The organism is Phenylobacterium sp. (genome assembly GCF_013911965.1).
Taxonomy (GTDB): domain Bacteria; phylum Pseudomonadota; class Alphaproteobacteria; order Caulobacterales; family Caulobacteraceae; genus Phenylobacterium.
In genome coordinates, this window is sequence record NZ_JACESE010000008.1 from 114198 (window position 1) to 133200 (window position 19003).

Annotated in this window: 17 protein-coding genes; 12 read left to right on the forward strand and 5 right to left on the reverse strand. The window is 71.1% G+C overall.

Going from position 1 to position 19003, the window contains the following annotated elements; translation table 11 throughout:
• Positions 1-3: 3 nt before the first annotated feature.
• Positions 4-1407, reverse strand: coding sequence for an MFS transporter (locus H2041_RS10095; protein ID WP_293412215.1), 1404 nt, complete (start codon positions 1405-1407; stop codon positions 4-6).
• A gap of 94 nt (positions 1408-1501) precedes the next feature.
• Between H2041_RS10095 and H2041_RS10100 the strand changes: the two genes are divergently transcribed.
• Together H2041_RS10100 and H2041_RS10105 are read left to right on the forward strand one after the other, a co-directional pair.
• Positions 1502-2140 (forward strand): metalloregulator ArsR/SmtB family transcription factor, encoded by a 639-nt coding sequence (locus H2041_RS10100; protein WP_293412217.1) that lies wholly within the window; start codon positions 1502-1504, stop codon positions 2138-2140.
• Between the two features lie 53 nt (positions 2141-2193).
• Positions 2194-2367, forward strand: a complete 174-nt coding sequence (locus tag H2041_RS10105; protein ID WP_293412219.1) for a hypothetical protein — start codon at positions 2194-2196, stop codon at positions 2365-2367.
• On the opposite strand, the gene H2041_RS10110 is transcribed toward H2041_RS10105, so the two are convergent.
• Positions 2364-4730 carry a heavy metal translocating P-type ATPase gene (locus tag H2041_RS10110; protein ID WP_293412221.1) on the reverse strand — a complete coding sequence of 789 codons (2367 nt, stop codon included), beginning with the start codon at positions 4728-4730 and terminating at the stop codon, positions 2364-2366. The two genes, H2041_RS10105 and H2041_RS10110, sit on opposite strands and share 4 nt — an antisense overlap.
• Before the next feature lie 90 nt (positions 4731-4820).
• Between H2041_RS10110 and H2041_RS10115 the strand changes: the two genes are divergently transcribed.
• The 6 genes from H2041_RS10115 to H2041_RS10140 all read left to right on the forward strand — a co-directional run bounded on the left by H2041_RS10115 (position 4821) and on the right by H2041_RS10140 (position 10728).
• Positions 4821-5099, forward strand: a complete 279-nt coding sequence (locus H2041_RS10115; protein WP_293412223.1) for a metal-sensitive transcriptional regulator — start codon at positions 4821-4823, stop codon at positions 5097-5099.
• 89 nt (positions 5100-5188) lie between these two features.
• Positions 5189-7450: a phosphoenolpyruvate--protein phosphotransferase gene (ptsP, locus tag H2041_RS10120; RefSeq protein WP_293412225.1), complete on the forward strand. Its 2262-nt coding sequence runs from the start codon at positions 5189-5191 to the stop codon at positions 7448-7450.
• Positions 7451-7599: 149 nt separating this feature from the next.
• Entirely contained in the window at positions 7600-8589 is a 990-nt protein-coding gene (locus tag H2041_RS10125) for a RodZ domain-containing protein (protein ID WP_293412227.1), read from the forward strand.
• 66 nt (positions 8590-8655) lie between these two features.
• Positions 8656-9810, forward strand: a complete 1155-nt coding sequence (gene ispG, locus H2041_RS10130) for a flavodoxin-dependent (E)-4-hydroxy-3-methylbut-2-enyl-diphosphate synthase (RefSeq protein ID WP_293412229.1) — start codon at positions 8656-8658, stop codon at positions 9808-9810.
• A gap of 90 nt (positions 9811-9900) precedes the next feature.
• Complete coding sequence (locus H2041_RS10135; RefSeq protein WP_293412231.1) at positions 9901-10365, forward strand: hypothetical protein; 465 nt, start codon at positions 9901-9903, stop codon at positions 10363-10365.
• A 69-nt stretch (positions 10366-10434) separates the two neighbouring features.
• Positions 10435-10728 carry a hypothetical protein gene (locus tag H2041_RS10140; protein ID WP_293412233.1) on the forward strand — a complete coding sequence of 98 codons (294 nt, stop codon included), beginning with the start codon at positions 10435-10437 and terminating at the stop codon, positions 10726-10728.
• Between the two features lie 41 nt (positions 10729-10769).
• On the opposite strand, the gene H2041_RS10145 is transcribed toward H2041_RS10140, so the two are convergent.
• Positions 10770-11462: a hypothetical protein gene (locus H2041_RS10145; RefSeq protein WP_293412235.1), complete on the reverse strand. Its 693-nt coding sequence runs from the start codon at positions 11460-11462 to the stop codon at positions 10770-10772.
• Positions 11463-11621: 159 nt separating this feature from the next.
• On the opposite strand from H2041_RS10145, the gene prfA reads away from it, so the two are divergent.
• Entirely contained in the window at positions 11622-12701 is a 1080-nt protein-coding gene (gene prfA, locus H2041_RS10150; RefSeq protein ID WP_293412237.1) for a peptide chain release factor 1, read from the forward strand.
• Here the strand turns inward: prfA and H2041_RS10155 are convergent.
• Entirely contained in the window at positions 12656-13843 is a 1188-nt protein-coding gene (locus H2041_RS10155) for a YihY/virulence factor BrkB family protein (RefSeq protein ID WP_293412239.1), read from the reverse strand. The genes prfA and H2041_RS10155 overlap by 46 nt on opposite strands.
• 236 nt (positions 13844-14079) lie before the next feature.
• Here H2041_RS10155 and H2041_RS10160 point away from each other — a divergent pair, with 236 nt between their 5' ends.
• From H2041_RS10160 to H2041_RS10170, 3 genes are all read left to right on the forward strand, one after another.
• Entirely contained in the window at positions 14080-14853 is a 774-nt protein-coding gene (locus H2041_RS10160) for an MOSC N-terminal beta barrel domain-containing protein (RefSeq protein WP_293412241.1), read from the forward strand.
• 4 nt (positions 14854-14857) lie between these two features.
• Entirely contained in the window at positions 14858-15727 is an 870-nt protein-coding gene (gene prmC, locus H2041_RS10165) for a peptide chain release factor N(5)-glutamine methyltransferase (RefSeq protein ID WP_293412243.1), read from the forward strand.
• 263 nt (positions 15728-15990) lie between these two features.
• Positions 15991-16791, forward strand: coding sequence for a DUF4167 domain-containing protein (locus tag H2041_RS10170; RefSeq protein ID WP_293412245.1), 801 nt, complete (start codon positions 15991-15993; stop codon positions 16789-16791).
• Positions 16792-16881: 90 nt separating this feature from the next.
• Here H2041_RS10170 and H2041_RS10175 read toward each other — a convergent pair whose 3' ends face one another.
• Positions 16882-18942: a TonB-dependent receptor gene (locus H2041_RS10175; RefSeq protein ID WP_293412247.1), complete on the reverse strand. Its 2061-nt coding sequence runs from the start codon at positions 18940-18942 to the stop codon at positions 16882-16884.
• Positions 18943-19003 lie beyond the last annotated feature (61 nt).

Here is a 19003-nt window from a genome sequence, read left to right on the forward strand (position 1 = left end):
CGCTCAGACGCCCTGGGCGGCGGCCCTGGGCGTCAGCCGCCAGGCGGTGAGGATGGCGAGCGCGGCCACCGGCGTGGCGAGGCCGAAGACGGCCGTGGCCGTGGCGCGCGCCGTCTCCTGGGTCAGCCCTTCCCCGAAACCGTTCAGATTGGCGATGGCCCCGGCCACCGCCGCGCCCGCGGCGGCGCCCGTCAGGCGGACGGAATTGACCGCCCCGCCGCTCAGGCCCCGCTCCTCTTCCGGCACGGCGGCGAGGACCATCTGGTTCATGAAGGCCGAGGAGAGGCCAAAGCCTGCGCCCAGCAGGACGGCGGCCAGGACGAGCGACCAGAAGGGTCCGTCCACCATCACCCAGATGAAGAGCGCCACGCCCAGGGCGGCGCTGGCCGCCCCGACCCGCACCATGCGTCCGCGCCAGGCCCCGGTCAGGTTGGAGACGGCGAGCGCGAAGGCCGTCCAGGCGAAGGCCTCGATCCCCACCACATAGCCGGCCGACAACGCCGAATAGCCGCGCGTCGCCTGCAGGATGGCCGGGCCGTAGACGGTGAAGCCCATGGACGCGGCCGTCATCAGGAACATGGTGGCGAGCCCCAGGCCCGCGACGCTGGTGAGGTCGCCCGTCGAGCGCGGCAGCAGACGCACCGGCGCGCGGGCGTCGACCCGCACGCTGAGGACCAGCAGGGCCAGGCCGACGCAGACGAGCAGCAGGGTCAGGGCGAAGTCGCCCATCAGGTCGGCGCCGGCGATGGCCGAGACGCCGACGGCGATCAGCAGCAGTTGCCGGACGGGCACGCCGCCGCCCTGCCCGCGCTCGCCGCGCGGCAGCAGGACGAGCGCGGCGAGCGCCACGGCCAGGCCCTGGATGACGAAGGCCCCGAAGGCCCAACGCCAGTGGCCGGCGTCGGCGAAGACCCCGCCCATCAGCGGCCCGACCAGGGTGGCGACGCCCCAGAGACCCGTCACCGCGGCATACACCTTGGGCAAGGTCCGGTCCGGGAAGAGCAGGCCCACGGCGACCGAGGCGAAGCCCGCCAGCCAGCCGCCGCCGACGCCCTGCACCAGGCGGCCGGCGAGGAAGGTCCAGATGTCCGGGGCCACGGCGCTCATCAGGCAGCCCGCAGCGTAGAGGGCGGCGGAGAAGGCGAAGGCGCGGCGCAGACCGGTGCGCCCGGTCAGCCAGCCGGCGCTGGCGCCCGCCACGACCGAGCCCAGCAGGAACCCCGCCGTCGCCCAGCCGAAATAGGCGTAGCCTCCCAGGTCGGCGCCGACGCTGGGCATGATGGTCGCCGTCACCAGACTGTCGGCCGCGTGCAGCCAGACGGCCAGGCAGATGAGGACGAACTGGGCGAGCCGGCCTTCGGCCAGGACGTCCTTCCAGGTCCCATGAACGGGCGCGGCGGCGGTCATTTGACAAACAATCGATTGCAAAAACGAGCTTGACCCTGGCTAGCTCCGCGGCGATGATTTCGCAACCTGATAATTGTCAAATTCAGCGAGGCCGATGCCCACTCCCGCTGACGCGATCCTCCAGCATCTGAAAACGCAGGGACCGGCCACCACGGCCGCCCTCGCCGCACGTCTGGGGGTCAGCCGGCAGGCGACGCGCCAGCAGATGGAGCGCCTCGCCGCCGGCGGCCTGGTGGACGCCGAGACGACGCGAGGCGGCGTCGGCCGGCCACGACAGACCTGGACCCTGACCGAGGCCGGCCATGCCCGCTTTCCCGACACCCACGCCCAGGTGACGGTGGAGCTGCTGGACGCGGTGCGTGCCGAGTTCGGGCCCGAGGGCCTTGACCGGCTGATCCGCCGGCGGGAGGCCGACAGCGCGCGCGGCTACGCCGCGGCCCTGTCCGGCGCTTCGACGCTCGAGGCGCGGCTGGAACGCCTCGCCGCCGTCCGCGCCGCCGAGGGCTACATGGCCGAATGGACGCCCACCGGCGACGGCGCCTATCTGCTGATCGAGAACCACTGCCCCATCTGCGCGGCGGCCAGCGCCTGCCAGGGCTTCTGCCGCTCCGAGCTTTCCATCTTCCGCGACCTGCTGGCGCCGGCCCAGGTGGAGCGCATCGACCATATCCTCCAGGGCGCGCGGCGCTGCGCCTACCTGGTGACGCCCAACACGTGTGCGCCGCCGATCTGAACCGCGACCGCCTCTCGCCGGTTGAAGCGGACCGGAGAATTTCGAGGCGGAGCATGGCGGATCCCCAGAACGACCCGGCGCCTGAGGCGCCGAAGACCTATTCCGCGCAGGACGTGCGCCAGGGACAGATCATCCTGCGCAAGCGCTGGCAGCGCTGGGTCTTCTTCGGCGGCCTGGCCGCGCTCGTCCTGTTCGTCCTCCTGATGCGGATCGCCGGCGCCGCCTAGAGCTTCAGCCCGCGGAGCCGAAGGGCGTTGCCCACCACGCTGACCGAGGACAGCGACATCGCCGCCGCCGCGATGGGCGGCGACAGCAGCAGTCCGAAGACCGGAAACAGGACGCCGGCCGCCAGCGGCACGCCGGCGGCGTTGTAGACGAAGGCGAAGACCAGGTTCTGGCGGATGTTGCGCATGGTCGCGCGCGACAGGGCCACGGCCCGCCCGACGCCGGTCAGGTCGCCGTTCAGCAGGGTCACCGAGGCGCTCTCGATCGCCACGTCGGCGCCGGCGCCCATGGCGATGCCGACATCGGCGCTGGCGAGGGCCGGGGCGTCGTTCACGCCGTCGCCAGCCATGGCGACGACGCGGCCGGCGCGGCGAAGCTCCTCGACGACGGCGGCCTTGTCCTTGGGCGAGACCTCGGCTCGGACCTCGTCGATGCCGAGGCGGGCGGCCACGGCCCGCGCCGTCGTCTCATTGTCGCCCGTCAGCATGAGGATGCGCAGACCCGCGCCGTGCAGGGCGGCGATCGCGTCCTTCGTGGTCGCCTTCACGGGATCGGCGATGGCGATCAGGCCGGCCGCCGCGCCGTCGACGGCGACGAAGACGACCGTGGCCCCGTCCCGGCGATGAGCCTCCGCCGCATCGGCCAGGGTGTCGAACCCGGCGCCCTGCTCCTGCACGAAGGCGGCGCTGCCGATGGCGACGGCGCGGCCCTCGATCTGGCCCAGCACGCCGCGGCCGACGGGGGAATCAAAGTCGGCGGCCTCCGACAGGGCGAGGCTCCGCGCCTTGGCGGCGCGGACGATGGCGGCGCCGAGGGGATGCTCGCTGCTGCGCTCCAGGCTCGCGGCCAGGCGCAGGAGTTCGTCCTCGGCAAGATCGCCGTACGCCTCGATGGCTGTCACCTCGGGCCGGCCTTCGGTCAGGGTGCCGGTCTTGTCGACCACCAGGGTGTCAACCTTCTCCAGGCGCTCGAGCGCCTCGGCCGAGCGGACGAGAATGCCCGCCTGGGCGCCGCGGCCCACGCCCACCATGATCGAGATCGGCGTCGCCAGGCCCAGCGCGCAGGGGCAGGCGATGATCAGCACCGAGACCGCCGCCACCAGGGCGTAGGCCAGCCGGGGCTCGGGTCCGAACAGGCTCCAGGCCGCGAAGGCCGCGACGGCGACGGCCACCACGGCGGGCACGAACCAGCCGGCCACCCGGTCGGCCAGGCGCTGGATCGGCGCCCGGCTGCGCTGGGCCTGGGCCACCAGCTGGACGATCTGCGACAGCAGGGTCTCGGCGCCCACCTTCTCCGCCCGCATGACGAAGCCGCCGGTCGTGTTCAGAGCGCCGGCGCTGACGCTGTCGCCGACCGTCTTCGTGACGGGAAGGGACTCGCCCGTGATCAGGGACTCGTCGACCGCCGCGCGGCCCTCCACCACCTGGCCGTCCACGGGGATCTTCTCGCCCGGGCGCACGCGCAGGCGGTCGCCGGGGGCGATGTCCTCGACCGGCACCTCCTCGTCGGCGCCGTTCTCGCCGACCCGCATCGCCGTCTTGGGCGCGAGGTTCAGCAGGGCGCGGATCGCGCCGCTGGTGCGGTCGCGGGCGCGCAGCTCGAGGATCTGACCCACCAGGACGAGCACCACGATCACCGCCGCGGCCTCGAAGTAGAGAGGAGCCGCCCCATGGGCGTCCTTGAAGGCGGCCGGAATGGCGCCCGGCGCCGCCGTGGCGATGGCGCTGAAGGCCCAGGCGGTGAGGACGCCGATCGCGATGAGGGTGAACATGTTGAGCTGGCGCGTCCGCAGCGAGACCCAGCCGCGGACGATGAAGGGCCAGCCCGCCCACCAGACCACCGGGGTTGCGAGCGCAAGCTGCAGCCAGGCGGAGGTTCGGTGCGCGATCGGCAGATCCAGGCCGAACAGGTGGGCGCCCATCTCCGCCACCAGCAGCGGCAGGGCGAGCGCGCCGCCGATCCAGGCGCGGCGGGTGAAGTCGATCAGCTCGTGATTGGGCGCCGCCTCGGCGGTCACGAGTTCGGGCTCCAGCGCCATGCCGCAGATCGGACAGGCGCCGGGCCCCTCCTGGCGCACCTCCGGGTGCATGGGGCAGGTGTAGATGGTTCCGGGCGGCGCCGCCGGCGGCGGCGGCTGAGGCGTCAGGTACTTTTCCGGATCGGCCTCGAACTTCGTCCTGCAGCCGGCCGAGCAGAAGAAGAAGGTCTCGCTCTCGTGCTCGGCGCGATGCCGGGCCGTGGCCGGGTCGACGGTCATGCCGCACACCGGATCCTTCGCCGCTCCGCCGTCGGAGCCGCCTCCGCAGCAGCCGCCCGCGGACGGCGTGGAGTGATGATGGTGGTGGTGGTGCGCAGGCTCGGACATGGAAATCTCCTCGCCCTGCAGATATACCCCCCTGGGGCATAGCGCAATTACCGCGGCGGGGTATAATCAACGCCCGAGGGAGGCGCCCGCATGAGCGACCACAAGGACAAGTCCAAGCTGATCAACCGCCTGAACCGGGTCGAGGGACAGGTGCGGGGCATCACCCGGATGGTGGAGGACGATCGCTACTGCATCGACATCCTGACCCAGGTGCAGGCGGTGCGCGCGGCCCTGGCGCGGGTCGAAACCGAGATTCTGAAGGATCACCTCGATCACTGCATCGAGGGCGCCATCGTCAGCGGCGACGCCGACGAACAGCGGCGCAAGGCGAGCGAACTGATCGAGCTGCTGAGCCGCGCCACGCGTTGACGCAGGTCAACGCCGCGCGCCCAATTTGCGGCTCTTCGACCCTGCACAAAGCTGGTAGGGATCGACTAGGGAGAGGAGGCGACCAGGCGATGGCCATGCCGGGCGCGGTCATTCGAGGACAGCGGAGCCTGCTGCGGCAGATCCGCGAGGCCGTCCAGCGCGGAGGCCCCGCGCAGGAACGGCTCGACATGGTCGTCCGGATCATCGCCCGCTCGATGGTCGCCGAGGTCTGCTCGCTCTATATGCGCCGCGCCGGCGGAGAGATGGAGCTCTTCGCCACCGAGGGCCTGGCGCCCGACGCCGTCCACCTGACGCGCATGCGCCCCGGCGAAGGCCTGGTCGGCGAGATCATGCGCCTGGGCCGGCCGCTGAACCTGGCCGACGCGCCCAATCATCCGGCCTTCTCCTATCGTCCGGAGACAGGCGAGGATCCCTATCACGCCTTCCTCGGCGTGCCCCTGCTGCGCGGCGGCCGCGCCATCGGGGTGCTGGTCGTCCAGAACCGCACCGAACGGGTCTACACCGAGGACGAGGTCGAGGACCTGCAGATCATCGCCATGGTCCTGGCCGAGATGGTCGCCGGCGAGCTGATCTCCGAGGACGAACTCTCCGGCGTCGAGATCACGCCCCACCGGCCCGAGCGGATCAAGGGCGCGCGTTTCGCCGACGGCCTGGCCCTGGGCGTTGCGGTCCTGCACGAGCCGCCCGTCGCGCCCTCCCAGCTGCTCGCCGACGACGTGGTGGCCGAGGAGGCGCGGCTGAAGACCGCGATCGTCGCCCTGCAGGCCCAGATCGACGAGATGCTGGAGGGCCAGCATGGCCTGGTGGAAGCCTCCTACGAGGTCCTCGAGACCTACCGCATGTTCGCCCACGACCGGGGCTGGAACAGATCGCTGGAAGACGCCGTCCGCAACGGCCTGACCGCGGAAGCCGCCGTCGAGCGGGTCCGTTCGGAGCATCGGGCGCGGCTGGGCCAGGCGCGCGACCCCTATCTGCGCGAGCGGCTGCACGACTTCGAGGACCTCGCCGACCGCCTGCTGCGCCACCTCGCCGGCGACGGCCACGTGGCGCGGAACCTGCCCGACGACGCCATCCTCATCGCGCGCAACCTCGGCCCCGCCGACCTGCTCGAATATGACCGCACCAAGCTGAAGGGCCTGCTGCTGGAAGAGGGCTCGCCCGCCAGCCATGCGGCGATCGTGGCGCGCGCGCTGGACATCCCCTGCGTGGGCCGGCTCACCGGCCTGCGCGACCGCGTCAGCGAGGGCGACCCGGTCATCGTGGACGCCGAGACCGGCGAAGCCTATCTGCGGCCGCGGCCCGACGTGCTGCAGGCGATCAGTTCCCGGATCGAGGTCCGGGCCCAGCGCCGCGCCGAGTTCGCCCGGCTGCGCGATACGCCCGCCTTCACCCGCGACGGGGTGAAGGTCACCCTGCTGATGAACGCCGGCCTGGACGTGGACCTGGAGACCCTGGCCGAGACCGGCGCCGAGGGGATCGGCCTCTTCCGGACCGAATTCCAGTTCATGGTCGCCGAGGAGCTGCCCCGCTTCAACGCCCAGACCGCCCTCTACAGCCGTGTCCTCGACGCCGCCGGCGGCATGCCGGTGACCTTCCGGACCCTCGATCTCGGCGGCGACAAGGTGCTCCCCTATTTGGAGGCTGAGCGGGAGGAGAACCCCGCGCTCGGCTGGCGCGCCATCCGCATGGGACTGGACCGCCCCGCCCTGCTTCGCCTGCAGCTCCGCGCGCTGATCGCCGCGGCTCGGGGGCGCCCCTTGCGCATCATGTTCCCGCTGGTGGCCAGCGTGGACGAGTTCCGCGCCGCGCGCGCCCTGGTGGACCATGAGGTCGCCTGGGCGCAGCGGCGGGGGCGCGCGGCGCCCGCGCGCCTGGACGTGGGCGCGATGATCGAGGCGCCGGCCCTGATCTGGCACCTGGACGCCCTGCTGCCCATGACCGACTTCGTGTCGGTGGGCACGAACGACCTGCTTCAGTACCTGTTCGCCGCCGACCGCGGCAATGCGCGCATGGCCGACCGCTACGACCCGCTCTCGCCGCCGGCCCTGCGGGCGCTGGCCCAGATCCAGGCCGCCTGCGAGGAGACGGGCACGCCCGTCTCGGTCTGCGGCGAGATGGCCGGCCGTCCGCTGGAGGCCTTCACCCTCGTCGCCCTCGGTTTCGAGCGGCTGTCGATGCCGCCGGCTGGCATCGGTCCGGTCAAGCAGATGGTGCTGTCCTGCGACCGCGAGGCCGCGCGGCGCGGCGTGATGGCGCTGATCAAGGGCTCGGCCGGATCGGTGCGCAACGAGATCGAGACGCTGGCGCGGAAGCTCTACCTTTCGGTTTAAGCTTGACCTTGGCGAATCGTGGTTCGCCTTCCATTGAAATCCGGCCGCTATCGTGTTATGGACAAAGAGAAATTAATCGACCCGTGACAAACGGGCGGGGCGGGCCGCGAGCATCACGCGGTGGTACTTTTCAAGGGCGACGAGCTGCCATGGCGCTCGACACGGGTCGGGTCACCGACTTCAATCCCACGTATGACAGTCGCGGCGGCGGCGCCTCGGCGATCGACACCTACATGCCCACGCTCGATTCCGGTCCGAACATCGGCGCGGCGCTGCGGGCGGCGCGGGAATTCCGTGGGCTGAGCCTGCAGGACGTCGCCGACTCCACGCGCATTCGCCGCGCCTATCTCTCGGCCATCGAGGAGATGCGGCTCGAGGACCTGCCCTCGCGCCCGTTCACCATCGGCTATGTCCGGGCCTACGCCAAGGCGCTCGGGCTGGACAGCGAGGCCGCCGTCAACCGCTTCAAGGCCGACGATCCGACGCCGGAGACCGAGCTGCGCGAGCCTGTGGGCGTGCGCAAGACCGGCGACCGGCGCCTGGGCCTGGGCCTGACCGCCGGCGCCCTGGTGATCGGCGCGATCGTCGCCTGGAACCTGGCCCAGCGCGGGCTGAGCGAAGCTGCGCCGCCGGCGCCCGCCGTGGCGCCCGCTCCGGCGGCGGAGACGTCGACGCCCGAAGGTCCGCTGGCGCTGGGCGCCCCCCTGCCCGCGCCCGTCGAATCGACCGTGCCGGAGCCCTACAAGACGCCCGGACTGGAAGTGGCCGCCGCAGCCGGCGGTTCGGCCGACGCCGTCATCGCCGCCAAGCAGGCCGAGGGTCTGAACGCCGCCGATCCGGAGGAGCCGGTGGGCCTGCCCGCCAGCTTCAAGCCCGACGGCCAAGTCTACGGCGCCGCGGCCGGCGTCTCGACCGTCACCCTGCAGGCGCGGGAATCGGCTTCGATCATCGTCCGCGGCGGCGACGGTTCGGTCTATTTCGCCCGTCAGCTCGCCAAGGGCGAGGCCTATCGCGCCCCGGCGCTGAAGGGGCTGGTGGTCGACGTCTCCGAACCGACGGCCTTCCAGGTCTTCGTCGACGGCGAGAGCCGGGGCCTCCTGCCGGCCAATCAGACCAATCTGAGCCGCCTCATCGGCTGATCCCACGGGGTCGAGCGCCTCGCGCCCCTTGGGCCGGGGCGGGCGAACCGCTATTTTAGGCGCGGCATGACCCAGCACGATCACCCAGCAGACCACACGCACGTCCGCCCCTGGCGCGCCATCGCGCGCCGCAAGAGCCGCAAGATCCGCGTGGGGTCGGTGGAGGTGGGCGGCGACGCGCCCATCACCGTCCAGTCCATGACGAACACGGTGACCGCTGACGCCGCCGCGACGATCGACCAGATCCGCCAGCTGGAAGAGGCCGGGGCCGACATCGTGCGGGTCTCCTGCCCCGACGAGGACTCCACCGCCGCCTTTCGGACGATCGCCAGGGCCTCCAAGGTCCCGCTGGTCGCCGACATCCACTTCCACTATCGCCGGGGGATCGAGGCCGCCGAGGCCGGGGCCGCCTGCCTGCGGATCAACCCCGGCAATATCGGCTCGCCCGACCGGGTGCGCGAGGTCGTGCAGGCTGCGCGTGACAACGGCTGCTCCATCCGCATCGGCGTCAACGCCGGCTCGCTGGAACGCGACCTCCTGGAGAAGTACGGCGAGCCCTGCCCCGACGCCATGGTCGAGAGCGCGCTGAACCATGCCCGCATCCTCCAGGACCACGACTTCCACGAGTTCAAGATCAGCGTGAAGGCCTCCGACGTCTTCATGACGGTCGCCGCCTACCAGCAGCTGGCCGAGGCCGTCGATTGCCCGCTGCACCTGGGCGTCACCGAGGCCGGCGCCCTGCGCACCGGCACCGTGAAGTCCTCGATCGGCCTGGGTTCGCTGCTGTGGGCGGGCATCGGCGACACGATCCGCGTCAGCCTGGCCGCCCATCCGGTGGAAGAGATCAAGGTCGGCTTCGACATCCTGAAATCGCTCGGCCTGCGGCACCGGGGCGTGAACATCATCGCCTGCCCGTCCTGCGCGCGGCAGGGCTTCAACGTGATCCAGACCGTGGAGACGCTGGAGCAGCGGCTGGCCCACATCTCCACCCCCATGAGCCTGTCGATCATCGGCTGCGTCGTGAACGGTCCCGGCGAGGCCCTGATGACCGACCTCGGCTTCACCGGCGGCGGCAAGGGGGCGGGCATGGTCTATGTGGCCGGCCGGCCCGACCACAAGATGGACAACGACCGCATGGTCGACCACATCGTCGAACTGGTCGAGGCGCGCGCCGCGGAAATCCGGGCCCAGCAGGCGGCCGCGCCGGCGGCGGCGGAATAGACGCGCGGCGGCGGATTGCGGTCAGGGGCGCCAATCTCTGGCGAGCGCGTTATTGAATGCGCTCAGCGAACGTGTTCCGTAAGCGCCGCCATGACCTCCCCCCCGGATACCCGCCGCGTCGCCAACCGCATCCTCGCCTATGAGGCCGTGCAGCTGATGAGCCGGTTCGCCCACGCGAACGGCGGCGACCTGATCGCCCTGCTCGTCTTCACCGGCGTCTGGACCTCCAACACCGCCCATCTGCGGAACGAGCGCAGCCGCTACGCCGGGCTGCACGACATCCCGCCCGACTCCCAGCGCCGCCCGATCAGCGAGGCCGCCCTCTCCGACCTGCTGTGCATTCCGCGCGACATCCAGGACCGCTATGTCGCGGCCCTGGTGGCCGATGGCGTGATGGAGCGGCGGGGCGGCGGACTCGTGGTGCCTGCGGCGGTGTTCACGCGGCCGGAGATGCTGGCCGGCACGAACGAGATCTACGCCCGCCTGGTGGAGATGCTGGCCCGCCTGCGCAACGCCGGCTTCACGGTCGGACCGGACGATTCCCCGCAAAGCTGACGTCTGCGTCACGCTTGCGCGGCCCGGGCCGCCTTGGTTAGGTGCCGGCTCCATAAACGGGAGGACGTCATGTCCGCGGACGGCAACTGGAAGATCACGATCAACACGCCGATGGGCGCCCAGACGGTGGATGCGAACATCACCACCAACGGCGACACCTTCACCGGCACCACCTCGGGCCAGATGGGCACCCAGACGGTGGAAGGTAAGGTCAACGGCGACACCCTGACCTGGTCCACCCAGATCAGCCAGCCCATGCCCATGACGCTGGAATTCGAGGCCACGGTCAGCGGCGACACCATGAACGGCAACGTCAAGCTGGGCGCCTTCGGCTCCGCCCCGCTCACCGGCGTCCGCGCCTGAGATGGCGAGGGGCGGTCGCGCGGATGCGCGGCCGCCCGTCTTCAGAAGCCCGGATAGGCCGCGCGCATGACGGCGGCGACATAGGCGACATAGGCCTTGGGATCCCCGCCCCGGGTCTTGGCGTCCACCTCGATGGCCTCGGCCCGCGTCTGCGCCCAGCGCGGCAGCAGCCCGGCCTCGCAAGCGGCCCTGAGCCGCGGCCCCAGCTTCTCTTCCTCCGGCTTGCCGCCGAACACGCCGCGGCGCGGCGCGGCCGAGACGCCGATGTCCTTCAGCACGTCGAGCAGCAGCCAGCGACAACCGGCGCTGACGCCCTCGTCGTTCCGCCCCTTCTCGGCGTCCTCCCAGAGCGGCCGCAGAGTCTTTAGGAACTTCTCCGGCGCCGAAGGCGGCAGGTTGGGCCCGGGCGGCGGCTTCGGCGTCACGACCCTGCACTCGCTGACCTCGTTGGCCTCCAGCCGTCCCACGGCCCGCCGCGCCGGCGTGCGATGCCGGGGCAGGAGGTCGGCGAGCGTTTCGCCCCTCATCTTGAGCTCCAGGAAGACGGGCTGGTCGCAGGCCGCGCAGACGGCCGAGAAGATCCCCCAGGCCTCAGCCGGGACCGGCGCGCGCAGGAGCAGGCTCTCGGCGGCCTCGCTGCGCCCGGCCGGCGGTCGCCAGCGCACGAACATCTCCGGCGCCGCCGCGGTCTTGCCGTGGCAGAACGGGCAAACGATCGGAAACAGCGCCCCCACGCCTCTCCCCACTCCTGGCGGACCAAAGTCGCCGAACCCAACCGCGCGCAGCTTAACCATAGGTCGGGCGCGACAGGCGAGCCTGTTCGCGCGCCAGGTTTGTCGGCGCCGGCGTCCGGAGCTAGAAGAGCCTCCCGCTTCAACAGGTGACCGACCAAAGTGCGACTTCCCCAGGCCCGCCTCGACCAGGTGATCGACCGGTTCCACGAGATCGAAGCGCGGATGGGCGCAGCCTCCGACGGCGCGGAGATCGTGCGCCTGTCGAAGGAGCACGCCGAACTGAAGCCGGTGGCCGAGGCCGTCGAGGCCCTCGTCCGCGCCCGCAAGGAAGCGCCGGACCTGGAGCAGATGCTGCGCAGCGGCGACGCCGAAATGGCCGCCCTGGCGCGCGAAGAGCTCGACGCCCTCGAGGAGAGGATCCCCGAACTCGAGCATCAGGTGGCCCTGCTGCTCGCGCCCAAGGACAAGGACGAGAACGCCTCCGCCATCCTGGAGGTGCGCGCCGGCACGGGCGGGGACGAGGCGGCCCTCTTCGCCGGCGACCTGTTCCGCATGTACCAGCGCTATGCGCAGAACCGCGGCTGGAAGGTGGAGATCGACAGCGTGTCCGAAGGCGAGGTCGGCGGCTACAAGGAGATCATCGCCTCCATCACCGGCGACGGCGTGTTCGGACGGCTGAAGTTCGAAAGCGGCGTCCACCGGGTGCAGCGGGTGCCGGAAACCGAGGCCGGCGGCCGCATCCACACCTCGGCCGCCACGGTCGCGGTGCTGCCCGAGGTCGAGGATGTCGAGATCGAGATCAACGACGCCGACCTGCGCATCGACACCTATCGCTCCTCCGGCGCCGGCGGGCAGCACGTGAACAAGACCGACTCCGCCGTACGCATCACCCACCTGCCCACCGGCATCGTGGTCACCTCCTCGGAGAAGTCGCAGCACCAGAACCGGGCGCGCGCCATGAAGGTGCTGCAGGCCCGGCTCTACGAGATGCAGCGTGAGGCCCTGGACACCGCCCGGGCCGATGCGCGCAAGAGCCAGGTGGGCTCCGGCGACCGTTCCGAACGGATCCGCACCTACAACTTCCCGCAGGGGCGCGTAACCGACCACCGCATCAACCTGACCCTCTACAACCTCGCCAAGGTGATGGAGGGCGAGGCGCTCGACGACGTCATCGAGCCCCTGATCGCCGAGGATCAGGCCGCGCGGCTGGCGGCCTTGGAGGAAGAACTGGGCGGCTGACGTCCGGCCGGCGCCCCGTCCTCCCGCGCCCGGGCCTCCTCATGCGCCTGGGCCGCCTGCTCCGGATCGGCGGGCTTCTGCAGCCGGTGATAGAGGCGCAGGCCGAAGGTCCGGCCGCCGCGCCAGACGAGCCCCAGCGCTTCGACGAGGGTGGTGTTCAGCGCCAGCCCCACCGTGTCGGCCATGGTGGCGCCGCGCTGTCCGAGGGGCTGCTCGGGCCCGGTGGTGGAGTCGAGCGCGGTCTGGTGCTCGATCTCGGCGTTCAGCTCCGCCCCCAGCAGGACCACCATGACCGAGAACCAGATCCACATCATGAAGCCGATGACGGCGCCGAGGGAGCCATAGGTGGCGTCGTAGTTGGCGACGTTGTTCAGGAACCAGGAGAAGCCCAGGGATCCGCCCAGCCAGAGGACGGAGGCGAACGCCCCGCCCGGCGCCACCCATCGCCAGCGGGCGAGGCTGCGGCAGGGGCCGTAGCGGTAGAGCATGGTGAAGGCCGCCGCCGCCGCGGCCAGCAGGATGGCCCATCGCAGCGGGACCCAGATCGGCTCGAACTCGCCCAGCCCCACCATGCGCAGGACGATGGGCGCAGCCACCAGGACGCCGGTGACCAGGATCATGAAGACGAGGAGGCCGAAGGTCGCCGCATAGGTGACGGCCATCAGCTGGATCACGTTGCGCTTCTCGAGCTCGTCATAGGCGATGTTCACACCGTCGACGAGCGCCCGGGTGGCGTTGCTGGCCGTCCAGACCGAAAGCGCAAGGCTGACGGCGAAGGCGATGCTGAGATTGGCGCGGCGCTCCACGGCCAGACGCTTCATCTGTTCGCCCACGATGCTGACCACGTCGGCGGGAATGACCGTGGCCATCTGGTCCAGCTGGCGCTGGACCTGTCCGATGTCGGCGAAGAGGCCGTAGAGGGACACGAAGACGCCCAGCGCGGGCACGATCGCCAGCAGGGCGTAGAAGGTGACGCCGCCCGCCACGCGCGGCAGACGGTCGCGGCCGATCTCCTTCAGCGTCCGCCAGAGGACGTCCTTCCAGCCGTGCGGCGGGATGTGGCGCGGGTGGCGGGCCAGACGGCCCCGGCGCGGCTCCTGCAGATCCAGCGCCGCGGGCTCGGCCACGTCCTGCCGGCTCATGCCCGGCTGCGGCGCGGGCTGCGGCCGCCCTCTCCGCAGAGCCAGACCGGCCACGAGGAGCCACGGAGCGAGGGCGAAGGCGCGCCGGGCGAGCACGAGACCGCGCGGGGTGCGGGACGAGGGCGGGGCGGGAGGTCGGGCTGTGGCCATGGTCGTTGGCGAAAACCCGACAACAGGCGGCGCCGTTCCGAACGGCCTGGCTTGTGGCGAGGTCAAGCTTGCGGCAACAGGGGCCCATGTCCGGCCAGATCGCAGCCCTCTACCGCCACCCCGTGAAGGGATTCACGCCCGAGCGCCTGTCCCGGGCCGAGTTGTCGGCGGGCGCCCCCTTCCCCGGCGATCGCCTCTACGCCGTCGAGAACGGGCCCTCCGGCTTCGACCCGACGGCTCCGGCCTTCACGCCCAAGCAGAAGTTCACGGTCCTGGCGGCCATTCCCGCGGTCGCCAAGGCCCGCACGCGGCTGGACGAGGCCACGGGCCTCTTCCACGCCGAAGCGGCCGGCGTGGGCGCCGTCTCCGCCGACCTCACCGACGAGGCCGGGCGCGCGGCTCTGGCGGAGTGGCTCACCAGGCTGCTGGGCGAGGCCGCCGCTGGGCCCCTGAAGGTGGTGCATGCCGAGGGCCACCGCTTCATGGACCATCCGCGGGGCGACGTCTCCATCGTCAACCTCGCCAGCGTCCGCGACCTGGAGCAGAAGATCGGCCGCCCGATCGATCCGCTGCGCTTTCGTGCGAACATCTATGTCGACGGCTGGGCCCCGTGGGCGGAGAACCAGTGGACCGGCCGCGAGCTGATGGTCGGCTGGGCCAGGGCGCGGGTCTTCAAGCCGATCGTCCGCTGTGCGGCGACCCATGTGGATCCGCAGACGGCCGAGCGTGATTTGGATGTGGTGAAGGCCCTGTACGACAACTACGGCCACATGTTCTGCGGAATCTACGTGCATGTCGTGGCGGGCGGTTCGGTCAGTCCGGGCGACGCCTGCACCGCTCCCGCCGCCAAGGAGGGCTGAGGCCATGGCCATGAACCTGTTGCAGGCCTGGGGCGCGGCCAAGAAGCGCCTGGAGGCTGCGGGCCTCGCCGGCCCGGTGATCGACGCCCGCCTGCTGGTCGAGGCCGCGGCCGAGGCCACCCGGATCGACATCGTCACCGATCCCTATCGGGCCCTGACGCCGCAGCAGGAAGCCACGCTGGAGGACTATCTGGCCCGCCGGGAGCGGCGCGAACCCGTCAGCCATATCCTGGGCCGCAAGGGCTTCTGGAAGATCATGCTGCAGGTGACGCCCGACGTCCTGACGCCGCGGCCCGACACCGAGTGCGTGGTCGACGCCGCCCTGAAGGCGATCCCCGAGTTCGAGCGGTTCTCGATGCTGGACCTGGGCGTGGGGTCGGGCGCCATCATCCTGGCGATCCTGGCCGAGCGGCCGAACGCCAAGGGGCTGGGGATCGACGTGTCCGAGGAGGCCCTGGCGGTGGCCCGCGACAACGCCGCCCATCTGGGCCTGGGCGGCCGCGTGGCCCTGCTTCGCGGAGACTGGACGGCGGGACTGTCGGACGAGAGCTTCGACCTCGTCACCGCCAATCCGCCCTACATCGCCACCGACGTCATCGAGACCCTGGAGCCGGAAGTGCGCGTGCATGAGCCCCGGCTGGCGCTCGACGGCGGCCCCGACGGGCTGGACGCCTATCGCCGGCTCGCCCCGGAAATCCTCCGGGTCCTGAAGCCGGGCGGACTGTTCTTCGTGGAGATCGGCCACGACCAGAAACAGGCCGTGGAGGCGCTGTTCCGGGCGGCCGGCGCTGTGGACGTTTCGACACAGCAGGACCTCAGCGCGCTCGACCGGGTGGTGATGGGCAAAAAAAGACCCTTGGAAACTGCGGGCTGAATCGCTACATCCATAAGCGTCTCCACCCAATTCGCCGGTGCGTCAGGCTCAGGTTCCGAAGTCTCGGGACGTCAGCCGCTCCGGCAGGCGCAGCGATCGAGTCAAGCGCGGCGCGCGCCCAGAGGTCCCGGGCGGAGGACAGGGAACATTTACGTCTTCAACACGGAACCTTGGGCGATCTCGCCCGATCCCGAGATGAGGCTTACGCAGCCGCACGGAGCTTGGGCGCACGCCCCGGCCGCGGCGCTGGACGGTTACCACATATGAGAGATTTCAAGGGCATGAAGCGTCAACGCGGGCGCAATCGCGGCGGCGGCGGCGGGAAGCCTCAGCACAACGCCAACCGCGCCTTCGATTCGAACGGCCCTGAGGGCGTGAAGGTGCGCGGCAACGCCCAGCACGTCTTCGAGAAGTACCAGCAGCTGGCGCGAGATGCGACGTCTTCGGGCGACCGTGTCCTGGCGGAGAACTATCTCCAGCATGCCGAGCACTACTTCCGCCTGCTGCGCGCCATGCAGCCGCAGCGCTCGCCCAGCGATATTCTGGGCCGCGACCAGGCGTCCTCCGGCCTCGACATCGATTTCGAGGACGAAAGCGGTCAGGCGCAGGTTTCGGACTCGACCGAGAACGGCGAGACCGAGGGCGGCAATGACGGCGAGGGCCGCGAGCGTGGCGGCCGTGAGCGCGAAGAGGCCCGCCGTGATCGCGGCGACCGCGACCGCAACGACCGCGAGGGCGGCCGCGAAGGCCGCCGCGACCGCTGGCGCGACCGGGACGAGCGTCGCGACCGCGGCGAGCGTCAGGAGCGCGGCGAACGCGCCGAACGTCCCGACCCGATGGCGGTTGTGGAGCCCCAGGCGTCGCCCCTGGGCGGCGAAGGCGGCCAGGACGGTCCGATGCTGCGCGACGCCGAGGGCGGGGCCAGCGAAGCGCCGGCCTTCCTTCAGGCCCGGCCCGAACGCGACACCGGCGAGGAGCCGGCCCGCAAGCCGCGCCGTCGCCGCGCCCCGCGCAGCTTCGAAGGCGGCGAAGGGGCCTCGGCCAGCGAGACCGAAGAGGCCTGATACGCAGAAGAGCGGCGCCCGACGGACGCCGCTCTCGCCATCCCAGACCAGGCGGCCCGGACCTCCGAAGAGGCCCGGGCCTTCTTTTTTCTAGAAGGCGTAGCCGACGCCCATCCGCAGGCTGCGGCCGGGCAGCGGCGCCAGGTCCTTGAGGAACGAGGCGTGTTCCCGCGCCTCGGTGTCGTTGAGGTTGCGGCCCTCCACGAAGACCTTGAAGCCGTCCGTCGGGCGGAAGACCAGCGAGGCGTTGATCATGCGGTAGCCGTCCGTCGGCAGCTCGCCTTCGGCCACGCGGTCCTGCTCGCCCACCTGGCGGACTTCCAGCGTGCCCGTCCACCAGCCCCGATCGAAGATGGCGCGCCCCGTGGCCGACCACGGCGGAATGCGCGCCGGCGGGCCAAGATCGGTGTCGCCGTGGACATAGTCGGCCGCGCCTTCGAGGGTGAAGCTCGACTCCCCTTGCGACCAGAGCCGGTAGGAGACCTCGGCCTCGCCGCCGTAGAACTCCGCGTCCGTCTGCCGATAGGCGTAGATCGGCAGCTCGCTCTCGGGATCCTCGGCCCCGGTCGGCCGCAGATCGATGAAGCCGTCGTACTGGACCGCGAAGGCGTGCAGGTCCAGGTCCCAGCGGGCGTCGCCGTAGTGCAGGGTCGCGTCGAAGGCGTAGGAGACCTCGGAGCCGAGGCTCGCATCCCCGACCTCGTATCCGCGCGTGGCGATGTGGGGACCGTCGGCGAAGAGCTCCGCCTCCGTCGGCGCACGGCCGGTCCGCGAGAGGCTCGCCCCCAGGAACCAGCCGTCGGCCGGGCGGACGAAGGCGCCGAGGCTCGCCGAGACATTGTCGAAGTCCATCTCGGCCGCCGCGGTCTCCAGCGTCCGGCGGTCGAAGCGCAGGCCGCCTTCCAGGCCCCAGGCGTCCCGATCCAGCCGTTGCAGGGCGAACGCGCCGGTCTCGGTGATCTCCACCGAGGGGACATAGGCCTCCTCGCCGATGGCGGCGAAGTCGCGCGACAGGGCCTGCAGGCCCACAGCCCCCTGCCAGCCGTCGCGATCGGGCTGGACGAGCTCCAGCCGGCCTTCCCAGCCCTCGGACTGGAAGCGGGTGGCCGGCGCGCCGTCCTCGATCTCCACGTGTTCGTAATCGGCATAGCCGCCGGAGAAGCGGATCTTCTCGAACGGCCCCAGGGCCATGTCGAGACCGCCACGGAGGTCGTAGCGGGTCTGCTGGAGGTCGATCTTCACGCCCTCCTCGGCGTGGCCCTCTTCCTCCTCGTGGTCGTCGCCGTCGTGGTCCTCGTCCTCGTGATCCTCGTCCTCGTGCTCATGCTCGTGGGCGTGTCCGGGGACGCCGTAGGTGGTGTCGGTCTGCTTGACGGCCACGCCGAGGAAGCCGCGGTCGCCGACATAGGAGACGCCGCCGCCATAGCTGTTCAGCTCGACGGCCGTGTTCTCGACCGTGGACTCGACGGGGCCGAGATATTCCTCGCCCTCGGCCTCCAGCTGACGGCGCGACTCCGGGCTGGTCGGAACCTCATAGTCGGCGCTCTGACGACGCAGGCCGTCGACGCTGAAGACCCACGGCCCCTGTCCGAACTTCAGAGCGCCGGAGGCCGTCTCGCCGCTGTCGCCGCTGGAAATGGCGCCCAGGACGCGGCCGGAGACGCCGTCCACCGGCTGTTCGGAGATGCGCTCGTCGATGACGTTGACCACGCCGCCGATGGCCGAGCCGCCATAGGCCAGGGCCGCCGAGCCGCGCAGCACCTCGATGCGCTTGGCTTCCTGCGGATCGACCGCCACCTGGTGGTCGGGGGAAAGCGCGCTGGCGTCGATCATGCCGACGCCGTTGGTGAGCACGAGCACGCGCGGACCGGCCAAGCCGCGGATCACCGGCCGGCTGGCGCCGGGACCGAAGAAGGTGGAGCGCACGCCCGGCAGGCCGTTCAGCACGTCTCCCAGGCCCGAAGAGGGGGCCAGGTCGAGGTCGTCGCGGGTGACCACGTCGACGCTCGTGGTCACCGAGTCCATCGAGACCACATAGGGTGCGGCGGTGACGATCACCTGCTCCACATCCACGGCCCGGTCGCGCGTCTGCGCCAGGGCCGGAGAGGCCGCGGCCATGGCCGCCGAGGTGAGAAGAAGAAGTCTGCGCATGCCGCACGCCCCGCTGAAACAGATCACCGACAAGTGCGTTATGAAATAACATAACGGGTCG

Coding starts and splice junctions, on each gene's coding strand:
- ptsP (WP_293412225.1), top strand. CDS start 5,189: ATGGCCATGCCGGGCGCGGTCATTCGAGGACAGCGGAGCCTGCTGCGG.
- H2041_RS10115 (WP_293412223.1), top strand. CDS start 4,821: ATGAGCGACCACAAGGACAAGTCCAAGCTGATCAACCGCCTGAACCGG.
- H2041_RS10140 (WP_293412233.1), top strand. CDS start 10,435: ATGTCCGCGGACGGCAACTGGAAGATCACGATCAACACGCCGATGGGC.
- H2041_RS10100 (WP_293412217.1), top strand. CDS start 1,502: ATGCCCACTCCCGCTGACGCGATCCTCCAGCATCTGAAAACGCAGGGA.
- H2041_RS10160 (WP_293412241.1), top strand. CDS start 14,080: ATGTCCGGCCAGATCGCAGCCCTCTACCGCCACCCCGTGAAGGGATTC.
- H2041_RS10125 (WP_293412227.1), top strand. CDS start 7,600: ATGGCGCTCGACACGGGTCGGGTCACCGACTTCAATCCCACGTATGAC.
- ispG (WP_293412229.1), top strand. CDS start 8,656: ATGACCCAGCACGATCACCCAGCAGACCACACGCACGTCCGCCCCTGG.
- H2041_RS10155 (WP_293412239.1), bottom strand. CDS start 13,843: ATGAGCCGGCAGGACGTGGCCGAGCCCGCGGCGCTGGATCTGCAGGAG.
- H2041_RS10135 (WP_293412231.1), top strand. CDS start 9,901: ATGACCTCCCCCCCGGATACCCGCCGCGTCGCCAACCGCATCCTCGCC.
- H2041_RS10170 (WP_293412245.1), top strand. CDS start 15,991: ATGAGAGATTTCAAGGGCATGAAGCGTCAACGCGGGCGCAATCGCGGC.
- H2041_RS10110 (WP_293412221.1), bottom strand. CDS start 4,730: ATGTCCGAGCCTGCGCACCACCACCACCATCATCACTCCACGCCGTCC.
- H2041_RS10105 (WP_293412219.1), top strand. CDS start 2,194: ATGGCGGATCCCCAGAACGACCCGGCGCCTGAGGCGCCGAAGACCTAT.
- H2041_RS10175 (WP_293412247.1), bottom strand. CDS start 18,942: ATGCGCAGACTTCTTCTTCTCACCTCGGCGGCCATGGCCGCGGCCTCT.
- H2041_RS10095 (WP_293412215.1), bottom strand. CDS start 1,407: ATGACCGCCGCCGCGCCCGTTCATGGGACCTGGAAGGACGTCCTGGCC.
- prmC (WP_293412243.1), top strand. CDS start 14,858: ATGGCCATGAACCTGTTGCAGGCCTGGGGCGCGGCCAAGAAGCGCCTG.